Source organism: Amycolatopsis sp. NPDC051128 (assembly GCF_040682715.1).
In the GTDB taxonomy this organism is placed as follows: domain Bacteria; phylum Actinomycetota; class Actinomycetes; order Mycobacteriales; family Pseudonocardiaceae; genus Amycolatopsis.
Genome location: NZ_JBFBBN010000006.1, coordinates 150016 through 171753 on the forward strand (window position 1 = coordinate 150016; position 21738 = coordinate 171753).

At 72.8% G+C, this 21738-nt stretch carries 18 protein-coding genes; 7 read left to right on the forward strand and 11 right to left on the reverse strand.

The genetic code is table 11. From position 1 onward, the window contains the following. Positions 1-22 precede the first annotated feature (22 nt). Positions 23-832 carry a class I SAM-dependent methyltransferase gene (locus tag AB0M82_RS09735; protein WP_364719267.1) on the forward strand — a complete coding sequence of 270 codons (810 nt, stop codon included), beginning with the start codon at positions 23-25 and terminating at the stop codon, positions 830-832. 9 nt (positions 833-841) lie between these two features. On the opposite strand, the gene AB0M82_RS09740 is transcribed toward AB0M82_RS09735, so the two are convergent. The 5 genes from AB0M82_RS09740 to AB0M82_RS09760 are packed head-to-tail and all read right to left on the reverse strand — an operon-like array spanning position 842 to position 6440. After that, on the reverse strand, positions 842-1231 hold the full coding sequence (locus AB0M82_RS09740) for a hypothetical protein (protein WP_364719270.1): 390 nt from the start codon (positions 1229-1231) through the stop codon (positions 842-844). A gap of 8 nt (positions 1232-1239) precedes the next feature. Then, a complete protein-coding gene (locus AB0M82_RS09745; RefSeq protein ID WP_364719273.1) occupies positions 1240-4236 on the reverse strand; it encodes a WXG100 family type VII secretion target in 2997 nt (998 codons plus the stop codon). After that, positions 4236-4553: a hypothetical protein gene (locus AB0M82_RS09750; RefSeq protein ID WP_364719275.1), complete on the reverse strand. Its 318-nt coding sequence runs from the start codon at positions 4551-4553 to the stop codon at positions 4236-4238. Before AB0M82_RS09750 ends, AB0M82_RS09745 begins: the two co-directional genes overlap by 1 nt. Then, entirely contained in the window at positions 4550-4813 is a 264-nt protein-coding gene (locus AB0M82_RS09755; RefSeq protein WP_364719277.1) for an acyl carrier protein, read from the reverse strand. The genes AB0M82_RS09750 and AB0M82_RS09755 overlap by 4 nt, the downstream gene beginning before the upstream one ends. Then, positions 4806-6440 (reverse strand): fatty acyl-AMP ligase, encoded by a 1635-nt coding sequence (locus tag AB0M82_RS09760; protein ID WP_364719280.1) that lies wholly within the window; start codon positions 6438-6440, stop codon positions 4806-4808. Before AB0M82_RS09760 ends, AB0M82_RS09755 begins: the two co-directional genes overlap by 8 nt. Positions 6441-6509: 69 nt before the next feature. Between AB0M82_RS09760 and AB0M82_RS09765 the strand changes: the two genes are divergently transcribed. Then, the gene (locus tag AB0M82_RS09765) at positions 6510-6992 is read left to right on the forward strand and encodes a DUF2087 domain-containing protein (RefSeq protein WP_364719282.1); all 483 of its coding nucleotides are present in this window, start codon (positions 6510-6512) and stop codon (positions 6990-6992) included. Here AB0M82_RS09765 and AB0M82_RS09770 read toward each other — a convergent pair. Continuing rightward, positions 6989-7984 carry a sigma-70 family RNA polymerase sigma factor gene (locus AB0M82_RS09770; protein WP_364719285.1) on the reverse strand — a complete coding sequence of 332 codons (996 nt, stop codon included), beginning with the start codon at positions 7982-7984 and terminating at the stop codon, positions 6989-6991. The genes AB0M82_RS09765 and AB0M82_RS09770 overlap by 4 nt on opposite strands. Positions 7985-8004: 20 nt before the next feature. Beyond that, positions 8005-8520, reverse strand: a complete 516-nt coding sequence (locus AB0M82_RS09775) for a bifunctional nuclease family protein (RefSeq protein ID WP_364719287.1) — start codon at positions 8518-8520, stop codon at positions 8005-8007. 155 nt (positions 8521-8675) lie between these two features. Here AB0M82_RS09775 and AB0M82_RS09780 point away from each other — a divergent pair, with 155 nt between their 5' ends. Both AB0M82_RS09780 and AB0M82_RS09785 read left to right on the forward strand, forming a co-directional pair. Then, the gene (locus AB0M82_RS09780; RefSeq protein WP_364719289.1) at positions 8676-9152 is read left to right on the forward strand and encodes an SRPBCC family protein; all 477 of its coding nucleotides are present in this window, start codon (positions 8676-8678) and stop codon (positions 9150-9152) included. Positions 9153-9232: 80 nt separating this feature from the next. Next, a complete protein-coding gene (locus AB0M82_RS09785; RefSeq protein ID WP_364719292.1) occupies positions 9233-10639 on the forward strand; it encodes an MFS transporter in 1407 nt (468 codons plus the stop codon). A gap of 202 nt (positions 10640-10841) precedes the next feature. Here AB0M82_RS09785 and AB0M82_RS09790 read toward each other — a convergent pair whose 3' ends face one another. Together AB0M82_RS09790 and AB0M82_RS09795 are read right to left on the reverse strand one after the other, a co-directional pair. Next, positions 10842-11672, reverse strand: coding sequence for a hypothetical protein (locus AB0M82_RS09790; RefSeq protein ID WP_364719295.1), 831 nt, complete (start codon positions 11670-11672; stop codon positions 10842-10844). Positions 11673-11751: 79 nt separating this feature from the next. After that, the gene (locus AB0M82_RS09795; protein ID WP_364719297.1) at positions 11752-12117 is read right to left on the reverse strand and encodes a hypothetical protein; all 366 of its coding nucleotides are present in this window, start codon (positions 12115-12117) and stop codon (positions 11752-11754) included. Positions 12118-12331: 214 nt separating this feature from the next. On the opposite strand from AB0M82_RS09795, the gene AB0M82_RS09800 reads away from it, so the two are divergent. The 3 genes from AB0M82_RS09800 to AB0M82_RS09810 all read left to right on the forward strand — a co-directional run bounded on the left by AB0M82_RS09800 (position 12332) and on the right by AB0M82_RS09810 (position 19834). Continuing rightward, positions 12332-12571 carry a hypothetical protein gene (locus AB0M82_RS09800; protein WP_364719299.1) on the forward strand — a complete coding sequence of 80 codons (240 nt, stop codon included), beginning with the start codon at positions 12332-12334 and terminating at the stop codon, positions 12569-12571. Positions 12572-12845: 274 nt separating this feature from the next. After that, positions 12846-18317: a biotin carboxylase N-terminal domain-containing protein gene (locus tag AB0M82_RS09805; protein WP_364719302.1), complete on the forward strand. Its 5472-nt coding sequence runs from the start codon at positions 12846-12848 to the stop codon at positions 18315-18317. A 197-nt stretch (positions 18318-18514) separates the two neighbouring features. Beyond that, positions 18515-19834, forward strand: coding sequence for a M14 family zinc carboxypeptidase (locus AB0M82_RS09810; protein ID WP_364719304.1), 1320 nt, complete (start codon positions 18515-18517; stop codon positions 19832-19834). Positions 19835-19838: 4 nt separating this feature from the next. On the opposite strand, the gene AB0M82_RS09815 is transcribed toward AB0M82_RS09810, so the two are convergent. Then, positions 19839-20876: a methyltransferase domain-containing protein gene (locus tag AB0M82_RS09815; protein WP_364719306.1), complete on the reverse strand. Its 1038-nt coding sequence runs from the start codon at positions 20874-20876 to the stop codon at positions 19839-19841. Between the two features lie 62 nt (positions 20877-20938). After that, a complete protein-coding gene (locus tag AB0M82_RS09820) occupies positions 20939-21736 on the reverse strand; it encodes a PadR family transcriptional regulator (protein ID WP_364719309.1) in 798 nt (265 codons plus the stop codon). Positions 21737-21738: the final 2 nt, after the last annotated feature.

The following is a 21738-nucleotide window of genomic DNA, read 5'->3' on the forward strand; positions in this document are numbered from 1 at the left end:
CCCGAGTATCTACGCTGAGGTCGTGACCGAAGCGTGGAACTGGGACCCGTCCCTCTATTCGGGCAGTGCGGCGTACTACGCGCGAGGCCGCGCCGCCTACCCTCCGCGCCTCGCGGCGGCCTTCGCCGCCGAGCTGGGACTGGACGGCACGGGACGCCTGCTCGACGTCGGCTGCGGGCCCGGTTCGCTGACGCTGCCGCTGGCCGGCTCGTTCGAGGAGGCGGTCGGGCTCGACGCCGACGAGGACATGCTCGGCGAAGCGCGCCGGCTCGCCGCGGCGGCGGGCATCGGGAACTGCCGGTGGGTGCACCGGCGGGCCGAGGACCTGCCCGCCGGGCTCGGCCGGTTCCGGCTGGTCACCTTCGCCCAGTCCTTCCACTGGCTGGACCGGCCGCGGGTCGCCGCGGCGGTGCGCGGCATGCTGGCGCCCGGCGGTGCCTGCGCCCACGTGCACGCGACGACGCACCAGGGCGTCGAGGATTCCACCCCGCACGCGGCGATCACGGAGCTGGTGCGGAAGTACCTCGGCCCGGTGCGGCGAGCGGGGCGCGGCCGCCTTCCCCAGGGCACGGCCGGTGGCGAGCCGGCGATCTACCGGGCCGCGGGGTTCAGCGGGCCGCACCGGTTCGAGGTCCCGGGGCGGGTCGTCACCCGCGACACCGACGACGTCGTCGCGAAGGTCTTCTCGCTGTCCAGTTCGGCGCCGCACCTGTTCGGTGTGCGCCGGGCCGAGTTCGAGGCCGAGCTCCGCGAACTGCTGCACCGCGCGAGCCCGGCCGGGACCTTCACCGAACGGCTGGGCGCGATCGCCGTCGACCTCTGGCGGCCGTGACTCCCGGTCTCACCAAGGGTTGTTGTCGAAATCGTCCTCGGCCTCGGCCGCACGCGGAGGGCGTGCGCGCCGGGGGCCTTCGTCACGGGCGGCGGGCCGTGAGCCGGGCGTCGGCGCGAACGGCGATGCCGCGCCGGGCTCGCCGCCGAAAGGGTCCGAGTCGAAGGCCGAGGGCGGTTCCGTGGCGGCGCGGTCCGTGCTCCAGCCGGACTTCGTCTTGCGCTGCGCCATCTCGCGGCGGTGCTGGACGTACCGTTCGGCGGCCTGGACCTGCTTGGTCATGTACTCGTGGGACCGGGCCTTGATCTCCTCGCCCCGCTGCTCGCGCAGGGCGCGGCGCTCGGACTGCTCGCGGACGAGGCCGTCCAGTTCGGCCTTCATCCCGGCGATGTCGCTCATGCGTCCTCCTACCAGGTCCGGGCGGACGGCGGGTCTTCGCCGTCGATCAGGGAACCGGTGATCCGGCTGCTCGGCTCACCGAGGTTGTCGAAGACGGCGCCCTCGACCCGGTAGGCCCGGGAGCGCTCGGTGTCTCCCCCGCCGCCGCCGCCTTGGCCACCGCCGCCCATGGCACCCATGCCCGCCATCCCGGACATGGGCTGGCCGGGTGCACCGGTCGCCCCGGCCGCCGTCGACGCGAACGCGGCGGCGGGCTGCGGCTGCGCGGCCCCGGCACCGGTGTGGGCGCCCCCGGACATCGGCGTCTCGCCGAGCCCGGCGCCGCCCGGGTCGAAGCCCGCCCCGGAGACGCCGGACCCGGCGGGCGAGCCCCCGCCGATCCCGGCCGCCGGCGGGCCGGACCCGCCGCCGGGCGAGGCGTCTCCGCCGTGGTGCCCGGCCGGGCCTCCGGCTCCACCGTCGTGCGAGCCGGATCCCCCGTCGCGCGGTTCGAGATCCTCGAGGGTGCCGCGGTGGGTGGGCAGGTCGTCGTCGGCCTTCGGCTCGGGCGTGTCCCCGAGCGCGGCCGAGAGCTTGTCGTCCTCGCCGAGGGTGTAGCTCGTCGGGGTGCCGCTGCCGTCATCGACGGTGACGACGGTGGGCCCGTCCGGGCCGTCCGGCCGCTCGGCGGTGATCTTCAGGTCACCGTCCTGGATGTGGATCTTCCCGTCGGGGCCGGGGTGGTGAGTGTCGTCGTCCGTCCCTTGTGGACCGTCGCCGGACTTGTCGTCGGACCAGTCGAGCTTGAAGTCCTTCGGGTCGCCGGGTCCGTCACCGACCTTGATGTCCATCTTGCCGTCCTGGTCCGGCTCGGTCATCTCGAAGGTCTTGTCGCCCTGCTTGACCTTCAGGACGTCCGGGTCGTCGTCGCCGAGCTTGCCGTCGGTCTTGTCGTCGGTCTTGTCGTCGCCGAGCAGGCTGTCGGGCTTGCCGTCGTGGTCGGCGTCCTCGCCGGGCTTGCCGTCGCCGGAATCCGTCTCGATCCCCGGGCCGCTGAACTCCTTCAGCGCGTCCGCGGCCTTCTTCTTGGCGTCCTCCGCCGCCTGCTCGGCCGCGGCCTTGCCGTCGTCCCCGGAGCCCGCTTCGCCGCCGCCCGAGCCGGAACCGCCGCCGAGGCCGCCGGCACCGTCGCCGGAGTCCGTCTGGATGCCGGGGCCGCTGAATTGGCTGAGCGCGTCCGCGGCCTTCTTCTTGGCCGCTTCGGCGGCCGCGGCCGCGGCGTCCTGGCCGCCGGGCGGGGGCGGCGCCGAAGACGGTGCCGTGTCGCCGGAACCCGAGCCCGAGCCGCCGCCCGAACCCGAGCCACCGCCCAGCCCCGCACCCGACTCGGTCTCGATCCCCGGGCCGCTGAACTCCTTCAGCGCGTCCGCGGCCTTCTGCTTCGCCGCCTCCGCTTCCTGGGCCGCCTGTTGCTTGGCCGCCTCGGCCGCGGCGGCTCCGTCGTCCTGACCGGTCGACGAGCCCGAACCGCCGCCCGCGGAGCCCCCGCCGGACGCCGCGGACGTGTCAGGGATCGAGGGCACCGGACCGCCGCCGCCCGCCCCGGAACCGCCGGAACCGGCGCCCGCCCCGCTGGGCTGATCCGTACCGGACCCCGAACCCGTGTCAGGGATCGACGGCACCGGGCCACCGCTGCCCGCTCCCGAGCCACCGGAACCCGAACCCGAACCGGACCCGCCCGTACCCGCACCGCCGCCGGGCACGCCCGAACCCGCGCCCGAACCGGAGCCGCCGCCCGAACCGCCGGTGCCCGAGCCACCCGAACCCGGAGCACCGGACCCGCCGGGCATGGTCACGCCCTCGAACTCGTTCCGGATCCCGCCCATGACCTTGTCGAGCGCGTCGTAAGCCTGGTCGACCAGGTCCTTGGTGTCCTTGCAGGTCTTCACGAAACCCTGGTACAGCCGGTCCCACATGTCGGGGTTGAACTGGTTCTGCACCCACTGCTTGGCGAGGTCCTGGCCGTGCTTCTTGATTTCGTCGCCGTCGCAGCAGCCCTGGTCGTTGAGAGTGTTGACCAGGTTCGTGCCGAAGTTGAGGTCCATCCAGCCCGCGATCTGGGCCAGGTCCTTCTCGTTGCCGTGCTCGCCGTTGGCGACCGCGACGACCTTCTGCGCCATCGTGTAGTCGGCCTTGCCGACCAGGTCGGTGTACATCCCGATGACCGCGTCGGCCTTGCCCTTGCACAGCTGGAACACCGTCGTGACGGTGCTCTGTGTCGCCTCGCTCGCGTTCGAGAGCGTCTGGGACAGCTTCGCCGCCTTCGGCTGGATCTTGTCGTTGTAGGTGTCGGACGCGGCGTCGGCGCCGGCGCCGCTCCAGGTCTGGTAGAGGCTGCCCAGCTGCGAGCCGGTGTCCTGCTCCGTCCGGTCCACCGTCTCCGAGCCGCGCTTGAAGTGCGCGGCGTCCGCGACGAAGTCGGCGAAGCTGATTCCGCGCTGCTCGTCGAACGGCGTGCGGATGTCCTTGTCGAGGTCGAGCGCGCGGGTGTTGCCGCGGCAGTCGGCCGGGATCTTCGCCAGCAGCGAGCCGAACGTCTCGAACAGCTTCAGCGCCGGCGCGGCGGCGTCGAAGATCTCGTCGGACGTCTTCGTTCCGGTAGCGCCGGCTCCGTCGCCGGTGGCCGCGGGTGGCTTCGTGTCGTCAAGCTTCTTCTTGCCGTCGTCGACGGCCTTCTTCTCCTGGTCTTCGTTGTAGGAGTTCTGGTCGCCGCTCCGCTTGGCCTTGTCGAACGCCTCGTCGACCGACTGCCCGGCGAACAGCGGGTTCGCGTTGTAGGCGGTGGCGTACTTGTCGGCTTCCTGCCGCTTCTGCTTGATGTCGTCCGGTTCCTGGTCGGCCAGGAACGGCGGCGGTGGCGGGTTTTCCCGCAGCCAGCTGCTGATCAGCGCGCTCTTCTGCGCGGCGGGGACGCTCGGGTCGTCGAGGATCGCCTTGACGTCGGACCACTTCTTGCCCTCCGCCATCAGAGCGCTCCTCCGGCGTTCGTGATCGCGCCCGCCTGGTTGTCCTCGTTGGCGCCGTAGCTCGACCCCGCGGTGCCGAGGTTCGTGCCGAACGACCCCAGTGTGCTGCTGTAGCCGGAAACCGCGGCCCACAGCGCCTGCGCGCCCGCGGTGTACTTCGCCGCGTGGGCGCCGTGCGCGCGGCCGAACTTCTCCGCCGTCACCTGCGAGTTCCGCAGGTCGGGGTTGTCGTCCAGCAGGTTCTCCGCCAGGTCACCGATCGTCTTCGAGGCCGTCGACAACGCCTCGGTCGTCGCGGTGTACCCCCCGCCGCTCATTTCCGCGCCTCTCCTGTAGATCCGCCTGCTCCCAGTGCTTCCGCGAGCACAGCGGCCACCGACCCCACGTCGGTGAACCGCTCGAGCTGGTCCAAGTCGATCGTCACCCCGTAATAGATCTCCAGCGCCGCCAGGAGCTTGATCCGGCCCTTCGAGTCGATGCCGAGCTCCTCCAGGGGAGCGTCGGGCTCGACGAGGGCCGGGTCGAGCCGGAAGGTCTCGCTGACGACCTTCGTGACCTCGGCGCGGTGATCACCCACGGGCGCCACCATAACGTGCCTTCGCGGCCGACCGGGCGACCTTGCCGCTGGAGGTGCGCGGAAGGGCACCGGAAGGGACCAGACGTACCGCGCGGAGCGTGAGCCCGTGCTCCCGCGAAACCGCGCGCAGCACGGCCCTGGTCACCTCGGTGACGTCCGGGTCGGCGTCGCGCACCAGTTCGGCCACCACCACCGCGCCCTCGCCGAGTTCGTCCGAGACGCCGAACGCGGCGACGCGGTCGCGGCGGACCGCGGGATGGGCTTCCCCCGCCGCCGCCTCGATGTCCTGCGGGTGGAAGTTGCGGCCGTCGATGACGACGAGGTCCTTGAGCCGTCCGGTGACGTAGAGGTCGCCGCGGTGCACGACGCCGAGGTCGCCGGTGCGCAGCCAGCCGCCGAGGCCGTCGAGGGTCGCGCCGAACGCGGCGCTGTCGCCGCGGCCCCAGTAGCCGGCCGCGACGTTCGGGCCGTGCACCCAGATTTCGCCGACCGCGCCGTCGGGCCGCGCGCGCCCGTCGCGGACGATCCGCACCCGCTGCCCGACGGGACGGCCCACCGACACGAGTTCCTGTCCCTCCACCGTTTCCACGGCTTGGCCCTGGGCGAGGGCGTCGCGGTCGAACACCGCGCCGCGCGGGCCTTCCGGGCCCGCGCTCGCGACGTACACGGTGGCTTCGGCGAGCCCGTACGACGGCCGGTGCGCCTCGCGCCGGAATCCGCGCGGGCCGAAGACCTCCTGGAAGCGTTCGATCGTCCGTGGCCGGACGGGCTCGCTGCCGTTGAGCGCGACCCGCACGTCCGAGAGGTCGAGATCGTCGCCGGTGTCGGCGTCGGCCGCGAGGTCGTAGGCGAAGTTCGGGGCGGCGGTGAACACCGCGGGGTACGTGGCCAGCTGCCGCAGCCACCGTCCCGGCCGGCGCACGAACTCGGCCGGCGCCATGAACACCGACCGCGCCCCGGCGAAGACGGGCAGGCACAGCAGCTGGATCAGGCCCATGTCATGGAAGAACGGGATCCAGCCCGCGCAGGTCGTGCCCTCGTCGACGGCGTAGGCGCGGCTCCCCTGCCAGCAGGCCGCGACGATCGCGCGGTGCGGGATCACCGCACCGGCAGGCTCCCGCGTCGACCCCGACGTGTACTGCAGGTAGGCGGGGCTCTCCGGCGCGACCGGCACCGGATCGGCGCCCGGCCCGGTCAGCTCGTCGACGACCACGACCGGTTCGTGCGCGGGCAGCCGCGCCGCCGCGGCCGGCGACGTCAGCCACACGCGCGCGCCGGAATCCGTCAGGATCCCGGTCAGCCGCTCGGCCTGCGCGCGGTTCGACGGCGCCATCAGCGGAACCGCCACCAGCCCGGCGGCGAGCGCGCCGAAGAACGCGAGCGGATAAGCGAGTTCCTGGCCCGTGAGGATCGCGACCCGCTCCCCGGGCTCCGCGATCCGGCGCAGCCCGCCGGCCACCACGCGGACCCGGGCGGCGAACTCCGCCCACGTCAGCGTGTGCTCGGCCGCGTGGGCGTGGTCCTGGTGGGTGAACAGCGGCCGCTCGTCGTCCGCGCGGGCGAACAGCCGGTCGACGATCGAGGCGCGCAGTACCGCAGCGGGCACGGTCGGCGGCGGACGGAGCACGGTGCGCAACCTACTGGAAGGCCGAAATCCGGTGCGCCGTCGGGGCGGCCGCGGGTACCGTCGGCGACCATGGCCGTACCGGAAGCACTGGTCTCCGCACTCGCGGACCCCGAACGACTGCGCCTGTTCGCCCGGATCTGCACCGCGCCGGACGGGCTTCCGGCGGACGGGGACCCGCCCACGGCGAAACTCGCGCGGCGCCTGATCTCGGCCGGGCTCGTCACGCTCACGGAGGACCGATACCGCGCCGTGCCCGGAGTCTTCCGCGACGCGCTCGCCAAAGCCCCCGCGGATCCGCTCGAAGCGCTGTTCAGCCACGGCCGCCTGGTCGGCATCCCGCGTTCGCCCCAACGCCGGCGTGCCCTGCTCGAGTACCTCGCCGAGCGGTTCGAGGCGGGCCGCCTCTACACCGAGCGGGACGTCCGCGAGAAGCTGACGATGGTCCACGACGACCACGCGACGCTGCGCCGGTACCTCGTCGACGAAGGCCTGCTGCAGCGCAGCAACGACGGCGGCGCCTACGGCCGTCCGGCGGAAGCCCGCAGCGCCTAGAGCACCGCCGGCAGGTCGAACAGGCCCAGCACCGCGGGATCGGCGAAGACGACGTTGTGCGCGACCCGCGCCCCGGTCACGGTGAACACCTGCAAGGTGTGCAACCGGTACGCGCCGGCGTCGTCGCGGCAGTACGCCACCAGGGCGGGCCGGCCGTTGGCGGCCGTGCGCGTCATCCGCCAGTCCGGGCCGCGCATCGCGAACAACCGCTCCATGAACCCGCCGTAGCCGTCGCGGCCGCGGTACCAGAGCGGCACCGGCGGCATCTCCAGCACCGCGTCGTCGGTCAGCAGCTCGACCAGGCCCGCGACGTCGGCCCGTTCGAACGCCCGCACGTAGCGGTCCAGGACCGCCTCGACCGCGGCGTCGTCCGGTTCGGGGACCTCCTCCGCCGACAGCCCGCCGAGCCCGGCGCGGGCGCGTTGCAGGGCGCTGTTGACCGCCGCCGGCGTCGTGTCCAGGAACCCGGCCACCTCCGCGGCGCTGAACTCCAGGACGTCCCGCAGGATCAGCACCGCGCGCTGCTTCGGCGGCAGCGTCTGCATCGCCGCCAGCAGCGCCAGCCGGAGCGTGCCGCGGCGGGCCAGGCGCCGGCCGGGGTCGTCCAGAAGCGCGTCGGGAAACGGGTGCAGCCACGGGATTTCGAACGACGGCGTCAGCGGCGCGGCCGGGTCCTCGCTCGGCCGGCCGAGCCCGGACGGCAGCGGCCGGCGGGCCCGCCCTTCCAGCGCCGTCAGGCAGGCGTTGGTCGCGATCCGGTACAGCCAGGTGCGCACCGACGCGCGGGCCGGGTCGTAGCCCGCCCACGCCTTCCATGCGCGGACCAGGGTTTCCTGCACCAGGTCCTCGGCCTCGTGCACCGAGCCGAGCATGCGGTAGCAGTGCGCCAGCAGTTCACGCCGGTGCGGCTCGGCGCGCGTGGCGAAGTCCGGCATCGTCTCTCCCGTTCGTCCGGCGTCGGTGGGTGTACCGGCGCCGCCGCCGGAACTCATCGGCGGCGGGAGAAGATTCTTTACCGGTCGTCGAAGTCCTCCGGCCGCAGTTCGTCGAGTTCGGCGCGGAACCGGGCGACCTCGGCCTCGGTGTCCAGCACGTCGGCGGCCGGGCCTTCGGTCTCCTGCTCGACCTCCAGCTGCACCGACGCGACGTCGAGCACCTCTTCGGCGACGCGGATCGGCGCGCCTTGGCGCAGGCCGAGCGCGACCGCGTCGCTCGGGCGGGCCGACACCCGGGTGCCGGAGGCGAGCACGAGCTCGGCGTAGAAGATGCCGTCGCGCACCTCGGTCAGCTCCACCGCGGCGACGCCCTGGCCGAACGCCGCCAGCACGTCGCCGAGCAGCTCGATCGTGCCGGGGCGCGGCTGCGCTATCTGCTCCCGCGCCCGCACAAGGGCTTCGGCCTCGCCGTACCCGATCATGATGGCCAGCCAGCGGCGGGCCCCCTCCGGCTCGCGAAGCAGCATCAAAGGCGCCTCACCTGGTACCGGGACGGCCATCCCTACCACCTCGACCGAAATCACGCTGACCACCTCGCCCTCCGTGTCGAGCTCCTCCGCGCGCGAAGTACCCAGAACGGCCGGGTCGCAACCCGGTTCCGGCCGCCGGGTTTCCGGCGGGCTCTTCTCCGCTGCGGAGAACGCCGGATTCGCTTGCCCGCGGGCGGCGCCGCTGTCACCGTCGGGGCGTGGAACCGACGATCTCGCGGAGCATCGACGTCCCGGCCGACATCGGCACGGTGTGGTCGTGGATCACCGACCTGCCGCGGATGGGCGAGCTGAGCCCGGAGAACGTCGGCGGCCGCTGGCTGGACGGCACCGGCCCGGCGCTCGGCGCGCGGTTCCGCGGCCGCAACCGCAACGGCGAGCTGCGCTGGTGGACGCGGGTGCGGGTGGTGACGTTCGAGCCGGGCCGCCGGTTCGCCTTCGACGTGCGGACGCCGTTCGGCTCGCGGGTCTCGCGGTGGGAGTACGTGCTGGCGCCGAGCGCGGCCGGCTGCGTGGTCACCGAGAACTGGTACCGGATCGGCAGCTGGGTGGTGCGGAAGTTCATGGGCCCGCGCGTCACCGGCCGCGCCGACCGGCCCGGCTACAACGTCCGGTCGATCGAACACACCCTCGCGGCGCTGAAGGCACGCGCCGAGGAGCGGGCCGCCGCCGCGTGACCTCGGTCGCTCCGAACTGGTCAGTCTCTTGTTGAGACTCACTGTTCCAGCTAGGTTGCTTTTTCGAACCTAGGAGCGACATGACCGACCCCGCGCCGAAGCCCGGCCTCGTGCTGCTCGTCGTCTCGACGGCGGCGTTCCTGGCCGGCCTCGACACGTTCATCGTCACCATCGCCTTTCCCGGCATCCGGGCCGCGTTCCCCGGCGACGGCCTGGCGACGTTGTCGTGGGTCCTCAACGGCTACACGGTGCTCTTCGCGGCCTGTCTCGCCCCGGCCGGGCGGCTGGCCGACCGGTACGGCCGGAAGCGGCTGTTCCTGCTCGGCGTCGCGGTCTTCACGCTCGCCTCGGCTCTTTGCGCGGCCGCGCCGTCGATCCCGGTGCTGATCGCGTTCCGCGCGGTGCAGGCGATCGGCGCCGCACTCGTCATGCCGACGTCGCTCGCGCTGCTGCTGACCGCGTTCCCGCCGCACCGGCGCCCGTTCGCCGTCGGCGTCTGGGCGTCGGTCGGCGCGGCGGCCGCGGCGCTCGGCCCGCCGGTCGGCGGCCTGCTCGTCGAAGCGTCCTGGCGCTGGGTGTTCCTGGTGAACCTGCCGATCTGCGCGGCGACGCTGCTCGCCGGGCCGCGGGTGCTGCGCGAGTCGCGGGACACCACCACGGGCGTCCCGGACCTGCTCGGCGCGGCCGGGCTCCTGGTGGGGGTCGGCGCCCTGGCCTACGCGCTGGTCGAGGCGTCCGACAGCGGCTGGGGCGCTTCCGGAGTCCTGCTGGCGTTCGCGGTCGCGCTCGTCGCGCTGGCGTGGGTGCCACTGCGCTCGGCGCGGCACGCGGTGCCGGTGCTGGACCTGCCGGCGCTGGGTGTCCCGACGCTGTGGCTGGCGTGCGTGACGACCGGCGTGTTCGCCGCCGGGTTCGCCGCGATGCTGTTCGGCAACGTGCTGTTCCTGACGTCGATCTGGCACGACTCGATGCTCGTCGCCGGGCTGTCCCTGGCGCCGGGGCCGCTGATGGTGGTGCCGGTGTCGATTCTCGGGGGCCGGTTCGTGCACCGCTTCGGGCCCGGCCCGGTGGTCGCGCTCGGCGGCGTGTCGTTCGGCGCCGGGGTGCTGGTCTGGTTGCTGCGCATGGGTCCGGCCCGTGACTACGTGGGGTCGATGCTGCCCGGGCAGTTGCTGACGGGCATCGGGGTCGGGCTGATCCTGCCGAGCCTGTCGGGCGTGGTCGGCACGGTGCTGCCGCCGGCACGCTGGGGCGCGGGTTCGTCGATGGTCAACACGATGCGGCAGATCGGGACGGTGCTGGGCATCGCGGTGCTGGTCGCGGTCTTCGCCGGGACGCCGGATCTGGCGGACTTCCAGCGGGGCTGGGCGATGGTGCTGGCCACGGCCGTAGCCACGGGCGGCGGCGGGCTACTGATCGCCGCGCGTCGGCGGACCGACCACCATGTGGAGCCTCCCGCAGTTGTCGTGAGTGAGAAACAGGGTTAGAAAGCGCTCGCCGATCCGGACCCGCGTCCGGGCGTCCGGGCGCACCTGCGGTCAACGGAAGTCCGTGAATGGCACATTGAGGGACTCTATGTCCCTCAATGCGACATTCACGGCCTTGGGCGAGCACCTGAAACCGGGCCAATCGGGCTCGACAGCCCGCTGCCGCAGCTAACTTCCCGGCTTTGGGCGTTCGGGCCCGGCGCTACTGGCTGGGCGGCGGCGCCGGGGCCTGGTGCAGGGAGAGATCCGGGCCGGCAGCGGCGTCCGGGGCCCAGGCACCGGCCTCCGCCGTCCACGTCTGCCCGGCGAAGCTGACCTTGTCCACGCCCAGCGCCTCCGCCCGGCCGACCAGCCAGCTCGCGTACGTCCAGCCCTGCGCCGCCGGGTGGGCACCGCTGAGGCGAGCCGTTCCCAGTTCCTCCGTCGCCGCCGCGGCGACATCGGCGGGGGCGGCCAGGGTCAGGTTCCGGCAGGTCAGCGCGGCCGGGAACTGGCCGGTGAACGCCGCCGCCATGGTCCGGGACTGCGGCTCCCACTGCGCGTAGGCGTCCGGGACACCGGAGCGCTGGACCGCCTGCGCCGCCTCGGTGATCGGCAGGGTCTCCCAGTTCGGCAGCTTCTCGAGCTTCTCGTAGAACTCCGTCGCCGCGTAGACCGGGTCGCGCAGCTGCGCCACCGTCCCCCAGCCCTGGCTGGGCCGCTGCTGGAACAGCCCGACCGAGTCGCGGTCACCGCCTTCGAGGTTGCGCAGCTTCGACTCCTGCAACGCCGTGGCCAGCGCGACCGTCGCCGCGTGCGGTGGCAGGCCCAGTTTCGCCCCCACGGCCGAGATCGTCGCGGCGTTGTTCATCTGCTCCGGGGTGAACGTGTACGCGGTCGCGTTCTCCCCCGGCAGCGCCACCGTGCACCCCGGCGTGCGGACCGGGCTGCGCGTCAGCACCACCACTACGACGATCCCCGCGGTCAGCACGACGACCGCCCCCAGGAAGATGGCCACCTTCAGGCCACAACCACGCACCCTGTCTCCCGTCACCTGTTCGCCCCAGTCTGTCCGAACAGGGGACGCGGCGCAGCGGGCCGGGTTCAGCCGCCGCCGAGGAAGATCGGGTTGGTCACCGCCACCATCGCGTCGGCACGGTCGTGTCCGGCCCGCCGGACGGGCGGTGCCGGGCGAGGATCCCGGCGAGGGCGACGACGGTGACGGCGGCGGCCAGCCCCAGGCGCGTGACGTCGACCGCGGGCACCCACTCGGCCGTGCCGTCGCGCACCACGAACGCCCCGGCGGGCCGGGCCCACACCCCGAACCCGGCGCCCTGCCGCACCGGCAGCGCGCCCGAGTCGTCCGCGCCCCCGCCCCCGCCGCCCACCACCGCGGCGGCCGGGATCACGACGATCCCGTCGCGCTCCACCGGTTCGCCGTAGACCAGTTTCGCGCCGAACAGGTCCCGTGCCGCCGACACCCACCGCTCGAGCTTCATCCGGCCATCATGGCCGCGAACCCGCCCCCGGCACACCTCATCGACGGGCAACCCGGCCGCCGTGGCGGGCTTCCGGAGAACTGGGGTTGTTCACGGAATCCGGGCCGGTCCCGCCGGTTTTTCGCCCGATCGGGGTGTGAACCCGAGGTATCCGGGGCACCCATGTTCGGCACCTGTAGTTCAAGGGGAGCGCCCGTACCGAGGGGAGACCACGATGACCTTCGACTTCGTCAGCCGCTGGCTGGGCAGGCATCGTGACCGGCCCGGGGTCACCGTGGACCTCTCCTGCGGTGGCCGCGTGACGGTGCGCGAGATCGACGGGCGGCACGTGCTGGCGGTCACCACCGCGCCCGGCCCGGACGGCCGGTGCAGCGTCGCCGCCGTCCCGTTGTCGGAAGCCGAACGCCGCGAACTGGGCCAGGTTCTGGAGTCGGACGTCCTCCTGGCCTCCTGACCGCCCCCTTATCTCCGCGCCACCGGATGTTTCCCTACTCTTTTCCGCCGTAAGCTGCGCATCGTGCTTTGTGGCAGTCCTCGCGAGAAATCCGGCCCCCGCGGTGTGGCGCGGGTCGCTTTTTGTCGGGTCCCCACAAAGCAACCGCCTCGGCATGCGCCATGGCGGACATTGGTCTACCCGGCGGTAATCCAGCAGGGTGTAGACAGGTGCAGGCGACGCTCCACAACAGGTGCGTCGCCTTTCGTGCGTGGGTACTTGGGAGGCTCAGCCGGTGTTCAATCGTGTCGCCATCGTCAACCGCGGAGAGGCCGCGATGCGGCTCATCCACGCCGTTCGGGACCTGTCGGCGGAAACCGGGACGCCGATCGAGACGGTCGCCCTCTACACCGACGCGGATCGCACCGCCACGTTCGTCCGTGAGGCCGATCTCGCCTACCCCCTCGGCCCCGCCTCGGCCCGTCCCTACCTCGACCTCGCCAAGCTCGAGCAGGCCCTCGTCGAGACGAAGGCCGACGCCGCGTGGGTCGGCTGGGGCTTCGTCGCGGAAGACCCGGCCTTCGCCGAGCTGTGCGAGAAGGTCGGCGTCACCTTCGTCGGGCCGAGCGCGGACGCGATGCGCAAGCTCGGCGACAAGATCGGCGCCAAGCTGATCGCCGAGGAGGTCGGCGTGCCGGTCGCGCCGTGGAGCCGCGGCGAGGTCGCCACCCTAGAAGACGCGCTGAGCGCGGGCGAGCGGATCGGCTACCCGCTGATGCTCAAGGCCACCGCGGGCGGCGGCGGGCGCGGCATCCGCAAGGTTTCCTCGGCCGACGAGCTGGCCGACGCCTACGAGCGCACCAGCCAGGAAGCCCTGCGCGCCTTCGGCTCCGGCGTGGTGTTCCTGGAGCGCCTGGTCACCGGCGCCCGGCACGTCGAGGTCCAGGTGATCTCCGACGGCGTGACGGCGTGGGCGCTCGGCGTCCGCGACTGCTCGGTGCAGCGGCGCAACCAGAAGATCATCGAGGAGTCCGCCTCGCCCGTCCTGGCCCCGGCGCAGACCGCCGAGCTGAAGGCGTCGGCCGAGCGGCTCGCGGTGGCCGTCGGCTACCGCGGCGCGTGCACCGTCGAGTTCCTGTATCACCCGGGCGAGAAGCTGTTCGCCTTTCTCGAGGTCAACACCCGGCTGCAGGTCGAGCACCCGATCACCGAGATCACCACCGGCACCGACCTGGTCAAGCTGCAGCTGCACGTCGCGGACGGCGGCAAGCTCGAAGGCACCCAGCCCGCCGAGGGCGGCCACGCCATCGAAGCGCGGCTCAACGCCGAGGACCCCGACCGCGACTTCGCCCCCTCCCCCGGCCGCATCGCGCGGCTGGCCCTGCCCGCCGGCCCCGGCATCCGCGTCGACACCGGCGTCAGCGAGGGCGACACCATCCCCGCCGACTTCGACTCGATGATCGCCAAGATCATCGCCTACGGCCGCGACCGCGACGAGGCACTGGGCCGGCTGCGCCGCGCGATGGCCGAGACCACCGTGATCATCGAAGGCGGCGCCACCAACAAGAGCTTCGTGCTCGACCTGCTCGACCAGCCCGAGGTGATCGACGCGAGCGCCGACACCGGCTGGATCGACCGCGTCCGCGCCGAGGGCAGGCTCGTCACCCACCGGCACTCCGCGGTCGCGCTCGCCGCGGCCGCCATCGAGGCTTACCAGGACGAGGAAGAGGTCACCGTCCAGCAGCTGCTGGCCACCGCGCACGGCGGCCGCCCGCAGGTCCAGCACGAGATCGGCCGCCCGCTCGACCTCAAGCTCCGCGGCGTCGGCTACCGCGTCAGCGTGGCCCGCGCGGGCCGCACGCGCTTCCGCGTCGGTGTCTCGGCCGGCACCTCGGACGTGCACCACGCCGACATCGAGGTCGACCGGTTCGACGCCCACAGCGGCCAGATCCTGGTCAACGGGCAGCGGTTCCGCCTGGTGGCGGCCACACACGGGCCGATCCACCTCGTCGAGGTCGACGGCGTCACCCACCGCATCAGCCGCGACGAAGGCGGCGTCGTCCGCTCGCCCGCCCCCGCGCTGGTGGTCGCGACGCCGCTGTCGCCCGGTGACGAGGTCGAGGCGAACGCGCCCATCCTCGTGCTGGAGAGCATGAAGATGGAGACGGTGCTGCGCGCGCCGTTCCGCGCCCGCGTCCGCGAGTGCCCGGTGTCCGTCGGCAGCCAGGTCGAGACCGGCGCGCCGCTGATGCGCCTGGAGCCCCTGTCCGACGGCACCGAGGACGAGGCGGCCGCCGAGACCGAGTCCGTCGAGATCGACCTGCCGACCGCGCCGGCCGGCGTGTCCGCGGCCGACCGCGTCGAACGGGGTCTGCAGGACCTGCGGAGCCTGCTGCTCGGCTTCGACGTCGACCCCGCCGAGCGCAAGCGGCTCCTCGCGGCGTACCTGGAGGCGCGCGCCGAGCTGGGCAACCGCCCGGTCGAGGGCGAGCTGGAGCTGCTCACCGTCTTCGCCGACCTGTCCGAGCTGAGCCGGAACACGCCGGGCGGCGAGCTCGACACCGAGCCGGGCAGCCCGGTGCACAGCCCACGTGAGTTCTTCCACAGCTACCTGCAGAGCCTCGACGTCGAACGCGCCGGCGTCACCGAAGGCTTCCAGGCCCGGCTGCGCCAGGTCCTCGGGCACTACGGCGTCGCCGACCTCGACCGCACGCCGGAGCTGGAGGCGGCGGTCTTCCGCATCTTCCTGGCGCAGCAGCGGATGCCGGCCGACGTCGCCGTCATCTCGGAGCTGCTGCGGCAGTGGCTGGCCGGTGCCACGCCGCTCGAAGCGCTGAGCCAGCGCGCCGGGCTCACCCTGGAGCACCTGGTCGAAGCCACGCAGGTGCGCTTCCCCGCGGTGTCCGACCTGGCCCGGGGCGTCGTGTTCCGCTGGTTCGCCCAGCCGCTGCTGCGCCGCAACCGCGCCGAGGTGTACGCCGCCGTCCGCACCGAGCTGCGGTACCTCGACCAGCACCCGGACGCGCCGGACCGCGCCGAGCGGATCCAGGCGATGATCACCGGCTCGCAGCCCCTCGTCCGGCTGATCGGGCAGCGGATCGGGCGGCCCGGCCGCGACCACGCGCCGCTGCTGGAGGTGCTGACCCGCCGCTACTACGGCAACCGCAGGCTGTCCGGGGTCGCGGTGCGCGACATCGCCGGCTGCCGGCTGCTGACCGCCGAGCTGAACACCCCCGAAGGCGTGCTGCCGCTGGTCACCACGGCCGTCGACATCGCCGACCTGCCCGACGCCGTCCGCGCGCTCGGCGAGGTGGCCACCGACGGCGTGGTGGCCGACCTGTACCTCCGGTGGGAGGACCAGCCGGACGTGGACGCGACCGCGGAGCGGCTCGGCGCGCTGCTGGCCGAGCACCCGCTGCCGGCGGGCGTGCACCGGGTCGTGGTCACCGTGGCCGGCACCGGCGGCGCGGTGATGCACCACCACTTCACGTTCCGGCGCGACGGCGCGGGCTTCACCGAGGACCGGGTCATCCGCGGTCTGCACCCGCAGATCGCGCAGCGGCTGCAGTTGCAGCGGCTGCGCGAGTTCGACCTCACCCGGCTGCCGTCGGCCGACGAGGAGATCTACCTGTTCAAGGCGGTGGCGAAGAGCAACCCGGCCGACGAGCGGCTGATCGCGATGGGCCAGGTCCGCGACCTGACGCCGCTGCGCGAAGCCGACGGCCGGCTGGTCGCGCTGCCCGCGCTCGAGGACGCGGTCACCGCGTGCCTCGACGGGATCCGGAACATCCAGGCGCAGCGGCCGCCGAACAAGCGGTTCGACACCAACCGGATCATGATGTACGTCTGGCCGCCGACCGAGCTGACCACCGAGGAGCTGAACACGCTCGTCCAGCGCATCCTGCCGACTTCGGTGGGGGCCGGGCTGGAGGAGGTCCAGTTCCTGGCCCGCCGCCGCACCGAGGCGGGCAAGCTGACCGAGCTCGCCGTCCGGGTCGCCTTCGATCCCGGGCACGGCGCGAAGCTGCACGTCGAGGCGCCGTCGACCGAGCCGGTGAAGCCGCTGGACGACTATCGCCTGAAGGTGCTGCGCGCGGCGCGGCGCGGCAACGTCTACCCGTACGAGCTGACCGGCCTGCTGGCCGGCCCGGGCGGCTCGTTCGTCGAGCACGACATGGACTCCTCGGGTGTCCTGGTCCCGGTGGACCGGCCGAAGGGCAAGAACACCGCCGCGATCATCGCGGGCGTCGTCACGACCACGACCGAGCGGCACCCCGAGGGCATCACCCGCGTCGTGCTGCTCGGCGACCCGACGAAGTCGCTCGGCGCGCTCTCGGAGCCGGAGTGCTCGCGCGTCATCGCGGCGCTCGACCTGGCCGAGCGGATGCGGGTTCCGCTGGAGTGGTTCGCCCTGTCGTCCGGTGCGCGGATCTCGATGTCCTCGGGCACCGAGAACATGGACTGGGTCGCCGCGGCGCTCAAGCGGATCGTCACGTTCACCCAGGACGGCGGCGAGATCAACATCGTGGTCAACGGCATCAACGTCGGCGCCCAGCCGTACTGGAACGCCGAAGCCACGATGCTCATGCACACCAAGGGCATCCTGGTGATGACGCCGGACTCGGCGATGGTGCTCACCGGCAAGCAGGCGCTGGACTTCTCCGGCGGTGTGTCGGCCGAGGACAACTTCGGCATCGGCGGCTACGACCGCGTGATGGGCCCGAACGGCCAGGCGCAGTACTGGGCGCCGAACCTGCCGGCCGCTCGCGAAGTGCTGATGTCGCACTACGACCACACGTACGTCGTGCCGGGCGAAGCCGGGCCGCGGCAGACGGCGACGACCGACCCGGTCGAGCGGGACATCTCGTCGTTCCCGCACGCGATCGTCGGCAGCGACTTCGCGACCGTCGGGGAGATCTTCTCGGCCGAGCACAACCCGGACCGCAAGAAGCCGTTCGACATCCGCACGGTGATGCGCGCGCTGTCCGACCAGGACCACCCGGTGCTGGAGCGCTGGGCGGGCATGGCCGACGCGGACACCGCGGCGGTGCAGGACGTGCACATCGGCGGGCGGCCGGTCTGCCTGATCGGCATCGAGTCGCGTTCGGTGCCCCGCCGCGGCTTCCCGCCCACCGACGGGCCGGACGCGTACACCGCGGGCACGCTGTTCCCGCGGTCGTCCAAGAAGACCGCGCGGGCGATCAACGCGGCCTCGGGCAACCGGCCGCTGGTCGTGCTGGCGAACCTGTCCGGGTTCGACGGCTCGCCGGAGTCGCTGCGCAAGCTGCAGCTGGAGTACGGCGCGGAGATCGGCCGGGCGATCGTCAACTTCGAGGGCCCGATCGTGTTCTGCGTGATCTCCCGCTACCACGGCGGCGCGTTCGTGGTGTTCTCGAAGGCGCTCAACCCGAACATGACGGTGCTGGCCCTGGAGGGCTCGTTCGCCTCCGTGCTGGGCGGCGCCCCGGCGGCGGCGGTGGTGTTCTCCGGCGAGGTGAACACGCGCACCGCGAACGATCCGCGGGTGACCGAGCTGCAGGCCCAGGTTTCGACGGCCGGCGGCGCTTCCCGCGCCACCCTCAACGCCCGCTTGGCGGAGGTCCAGTCGGCGGTGCGGGCGGAGAAGGTCAGCGAGGTGGCCGCGGAGTTCGACCGGGTGCACAGCATCCAGCGCGCGGTCGAGGTCGGCTCGGTGGACGCGATCATCAGCGCGGCGGACCTCCGGCCCCGGATCATCGAGGCCATCGAGCACGGCCTGAAGAAGTAGCTCGGATCGTCGAAGGGCGGCACTTTCCCTACGAAAGTGCCGCCCTTCGCCGTTGGGCGGGTTCGCGACTTTCGGGGGTATGGCGGGTTTGTGCCGGGCCGACACACTGTGCGTGCCGGTCCGGTGACCGTGGGCTCGTGATCGGGGCTCGTGGTCGCCGCCGGGCGTCCATCCGTGCGGCGTGAGGAGATCCCCCGATGGCGTCAAGGTCCCTGTCCCGGCTCGCCCTGGCGGCGACCGGTGTCGTGCTGTCCGCCCTGCTCGGCGGCACCGCCGCCGCGCAGCCCGCCGACACTCCCGTGTTCTGGCGCGTCCCGGCCACCGCCGCCCAGGCGCAGGCGCTGGGCGAAGCCGGTTTCGACGTCGAGGAGGGCGACGCCGGCACCGTCAACGTCGTCGGCGGGCGGGCAGTCGCGGCGAAGCTGCGGGCGCTCGGCTACCGGCCGACGTTCTTCGACACCGTCTACAAGGAACTCCCCGCCGAGGCGAACCGGCTCGCGGCCGATACGTTCTACGGCGGGTACCGCACCGTCACCGCCCACGAGAACCACCTGGCGCAGGTCGCCTCCGCGCACCCCGACCTGGCCACGAAGTACACGATCGGCCAGTCGTGGAAGAAGACGAAGGGCCAGGGCGGGCACGACATCCAGGCCATCTGCCTGACGAAGAAACAGGCCGGTGACTGCACGCTGTCGACGACGTCGACGAAGCCGAAGTTCTTCCTGATGGCCCAGATCCACGCCCGCGAGCTGTCCACCGGCGAGCTCGCCTGGCGCTGGATCGACTACCTCGCCGGCGGCTACGCCACCGACGCCACCGCGAAGTCCATTCTGGACACCACCGAAGTCTGGGTGGTGCCGATCGCCAACCCCGACGGCGTCGACGTCGTCGCCTCGGGCGGGAACTCGCCGAAGCTGCAGCGCAAGAACGCGAACAACAGCCGCGGCGGCTGCTCGGGCACGAACATCGGCGTCGACCTCAACCGCAACTCGACGTTCAAGTGGGGCGGCGACTCCAACTCCGCCTGCTCCGAGACCTACCAGGGCGTGAGCGCCGGCTCCGAGCCCGAAGTCCAGGCGGTGGAGAAGCTGGCCCGCGCGATCTTCCCCGACCAGCGCGGCACCGGGAACAACGACCCGGCGCCGTCGACCGCCAAGGGCACGATGATCACGCTGCACAGCTACGGCAACGACATCATCATCCCGTGGGGCTTCACGCAGGCCACCTCGCCGAACGACGCGCAGTACCGCAAGTTCGGCGCGAAGATGGCGGCCTCCAACGGCTACCTGGTGGGCACCAACGAAGAAACCGTCGGCTACGACACGACCGGCACCACCGACGACTTCACCTACGGCGAACTCGGCGTCGCCAGCGTGACGTTCGAGGTCGGCGGCTCGAGCGGCACCTGCGGCGGCTTCCTCCCGAAGTACACCTGCGTCGACAGCACCTTCTGGCCGAAGAACAAGGGCGCGTTCGTCACCGCCGCGAAGGCCGCGGCGGCGCCGTACCAGCAGTGACCCGTCAGGGACGGCAGACGTAGACGCAGTTCTGCGGACGCGGGGAACCGAGCACGTCGACGTGCCGGAACCCCGCGTCCGCGAGCATTTCGGTGGCCTTTTCCGTGCCCCACATGGCACCCAGCGCCGCGCCGCCCTCGGCCAGCGACGTCGTGGTGCAGTACATCAGGCTGATCGAGTAGTAGAGCGCGGCCATCGGGTCGCCGACGTTCTTCGCCACGTCGCTGGAGAAGTTCGTGTCCACCATGAAGAACAGGCCGTCCGGCGCCAGCGCGCCGCGGATCCGCCGCAGCACGACGTCCGGGCGGTCCTGGTCGTGGATCGCGTCGAACGCGGTGATCACGTCGTACGGCGGATCGGCGGACAGCTCGGCAGCGTCCCCGACGGCGAACTCGGCGTTCGGCAGCCCGGCCGTGGTCTCCCGCGCCTGGTCGACGACGCTCGCGGTGATGTCCAGGCCGGTGAACCGCGACGCGGGGAACGCACGGGCGGCGACCGCGATCGCGTTGCCGGTGCCGCAGCCGAGGTCCAGCACCCGCGCACCGGCCGTGAGCTTTTCCTTGAGACCGGGGACCGCGCCGAAGAAGCCGTCCACCAGGTGCTCGCGATAGATGTGCTTCCAGCTGTCGCCGGTCTTCGCGCCCAGCGTCTCGAGGTGGGGCCCGTACGCCGACCTCGGGACGCCGCCGCCTTCGGCGAACGCGCGTTCCAGCTCCGGCAGGATGCCGGTGAACGCCGTGAGCGTCAGCAGCGACGGCATGAGGTTCGACGCCGTCTCGCCGAGCAGGAACTTCGCGTGCTCCGGCGGGAAGGTGTACTCACCGGCGGCGTAGGTGAAGATCCCGCCGGTGACCATCGCGCCGAGCCATTCGCGGACGTAACGCTCCTCGAGCCCGGCCCGTTCGGCGAGCCCGGCGCTGGTGGCGGGCCCACGGGCGGCGGCTTCGAAGAGCCCGGTGCGGTGGCCGAGCCCGATCAGCATGGTGAGCGCGCTGCCCGTCATGGTCGCCGTCAGGTGCGCGGCGAAGTCCTTCTCCTCCATGCGATCCGACCTTACCGCCGGAGCGGGCGGACCGTCCGGTGTGGACGGCCCGCCCCACCGGGTCAGGCTTCCTCGTCCTCCAGACCGGCGTCGGCGAGCACCGAGTAGACGCGGCGGCGCGCGTCGGCGAGGATCTTCTTCACCTCGGCGACCTGCGCTTCGGTGCCGCTGTAGCCGACCTGGGCGGCCGCGCCGGACAGCTCCCCCAGCGCGTGCCACAGGGCCGCGAACCGGTCGGCGCCCGGCTCCTCCTCGGGCTCCTCCCAGAGGGCGGCGAACTCCGCCTCCCGGCCGGCGACGTGCTCCCGGCCGGCGTCGGTCAGCTCGGCGACCCGCCGCCCGCCGGTGTCGACCGTGTGGACCAGGCCCTCGTCCTCCAGCTGCTGCAGGATCGGGTACACCGAGCCGGGGCTGGGCCGCCACCGGTCGTGGGTGCGGCGCCGGATCTCCTGCATCAGCTGGTAGCCGTGCCGAGGCTCCTCCGCCAAGAGGGCCAGCACGGCCGGGCGCACCGGACGGGCCGCGGGCCGCCCGCCGCGGAACTCCCGCACGCGCTGCCACGAGCCACCACCGTCCCAGCCGCCCGCGCCGCCGAACGACCCGGGCCCGCCCGGGAACCCGGGAAACCCGGGGAAGCCGCCCGGCCGGCCGGGTGGTTGGGGTGGGTGGGGTGGCGGGGGTGGGAACCCGCCCGGGGGGCCGCCGCGCGCCAGCTCGGGGCCGCCGTCCCAGCCCTCGTGCCCCGGCGCACCGTGGTCAGGGTGACCAGGATGGCCGGGGTGACCCTGGTGCCCGTGGCCACCGAACAGGCCACCTCCGAAACCGCCGAACATCCGGCCCGCTCCAGCGCTCATGTCCATGC

What these genes read in the sequence shown, in the direction of transcription:
- AB0M82_RS09810 (WP_364719304.1), top strand. Translation starts at nt 18,515, where the DNA reads ATGGCGTCAAGGTCCCTGTCCCGGCTCGCCCTGGCGGCGACCGGTGTC.
- AB0M82_RS09765 (WP_364719282.1), top strand. Translation starts at nt 6,510, where the DNA reads ATGGCCGTACCGGAAGCACTGGTCTCCGCACTCGCGGACCCCGAACGA.
- AB0M82_RS09785 (WP_364719292.1), top strand. Translation starts at nt 9,233, where the DNA reads ATGACCGACCCCGCGCCGAAGCCCGGCCTCGTGCTGCTCGTCGTCTCG.
- AB0M82_RS09815 (WP_364719306.1), bottom strand. Translation starts at nt 20,876, where the DNA reads ATGGAGGAGAAGGACTTCGCCGCGCACCTGACGGCGACCATGACGGGC.
- AB0M82_RS09820 (WP_364719309.1), bottom strand. Translation starts at nt 21,736, where the DNA reads ATGGACATGAGCGCTGGAGCGGGCCGGATGTTCGGCGGTTTCGGAGGT.
- AB0M82_RS09770 (WP_364719285.1), bottom strand. Translation starts at nt 7,984, where the DNA reads ATGAGTTCCGGCGGCGGCGCCGGTACACCCACCGACGCCGGACGAACG.
- AB0M82_RS09795 (WP_364719297.1), bottom strand. Translation starts at nt 12,117, where the DNA reads ATGAAGCTCGAGCGGTGGGTGTCGGCGGCACGGGACCTGTTCGGCGCG.
- AB0M82_RS09745 (WP_364719273.1), bottom strand. Translation starts at nt 4,236, where the DNA reads ATGGCGGAGGGCAAGAAGTGGTCCGACGTCAAGGCGATCCTCGACGAC.
- AB0M82_RS09750 (WP_364719275.1), bottom strand. Translation starts at nt 4,553, where the DNA reads ATGAGCGGCGGGGGGTACACCGCGACGACCGAGGCGTTGTCGACGGCC.
- AB0M82_RS09800 (WP_364719299.1), top strand. Translation starts at nt 12,332, where the DNA reads ATGACCTTCGACTTCGTCAGCCGCTGGCTGGGCAGGCATCGTGACCGG.
- AB0M82_RS09740 (WP_364719270.1), bottom strand. Translation starts at nt 1,231, where the DNA reads ATGAGCGACATCGCCGGGATGAAGGCCGAACTGGACGGCCTCGTCCGC.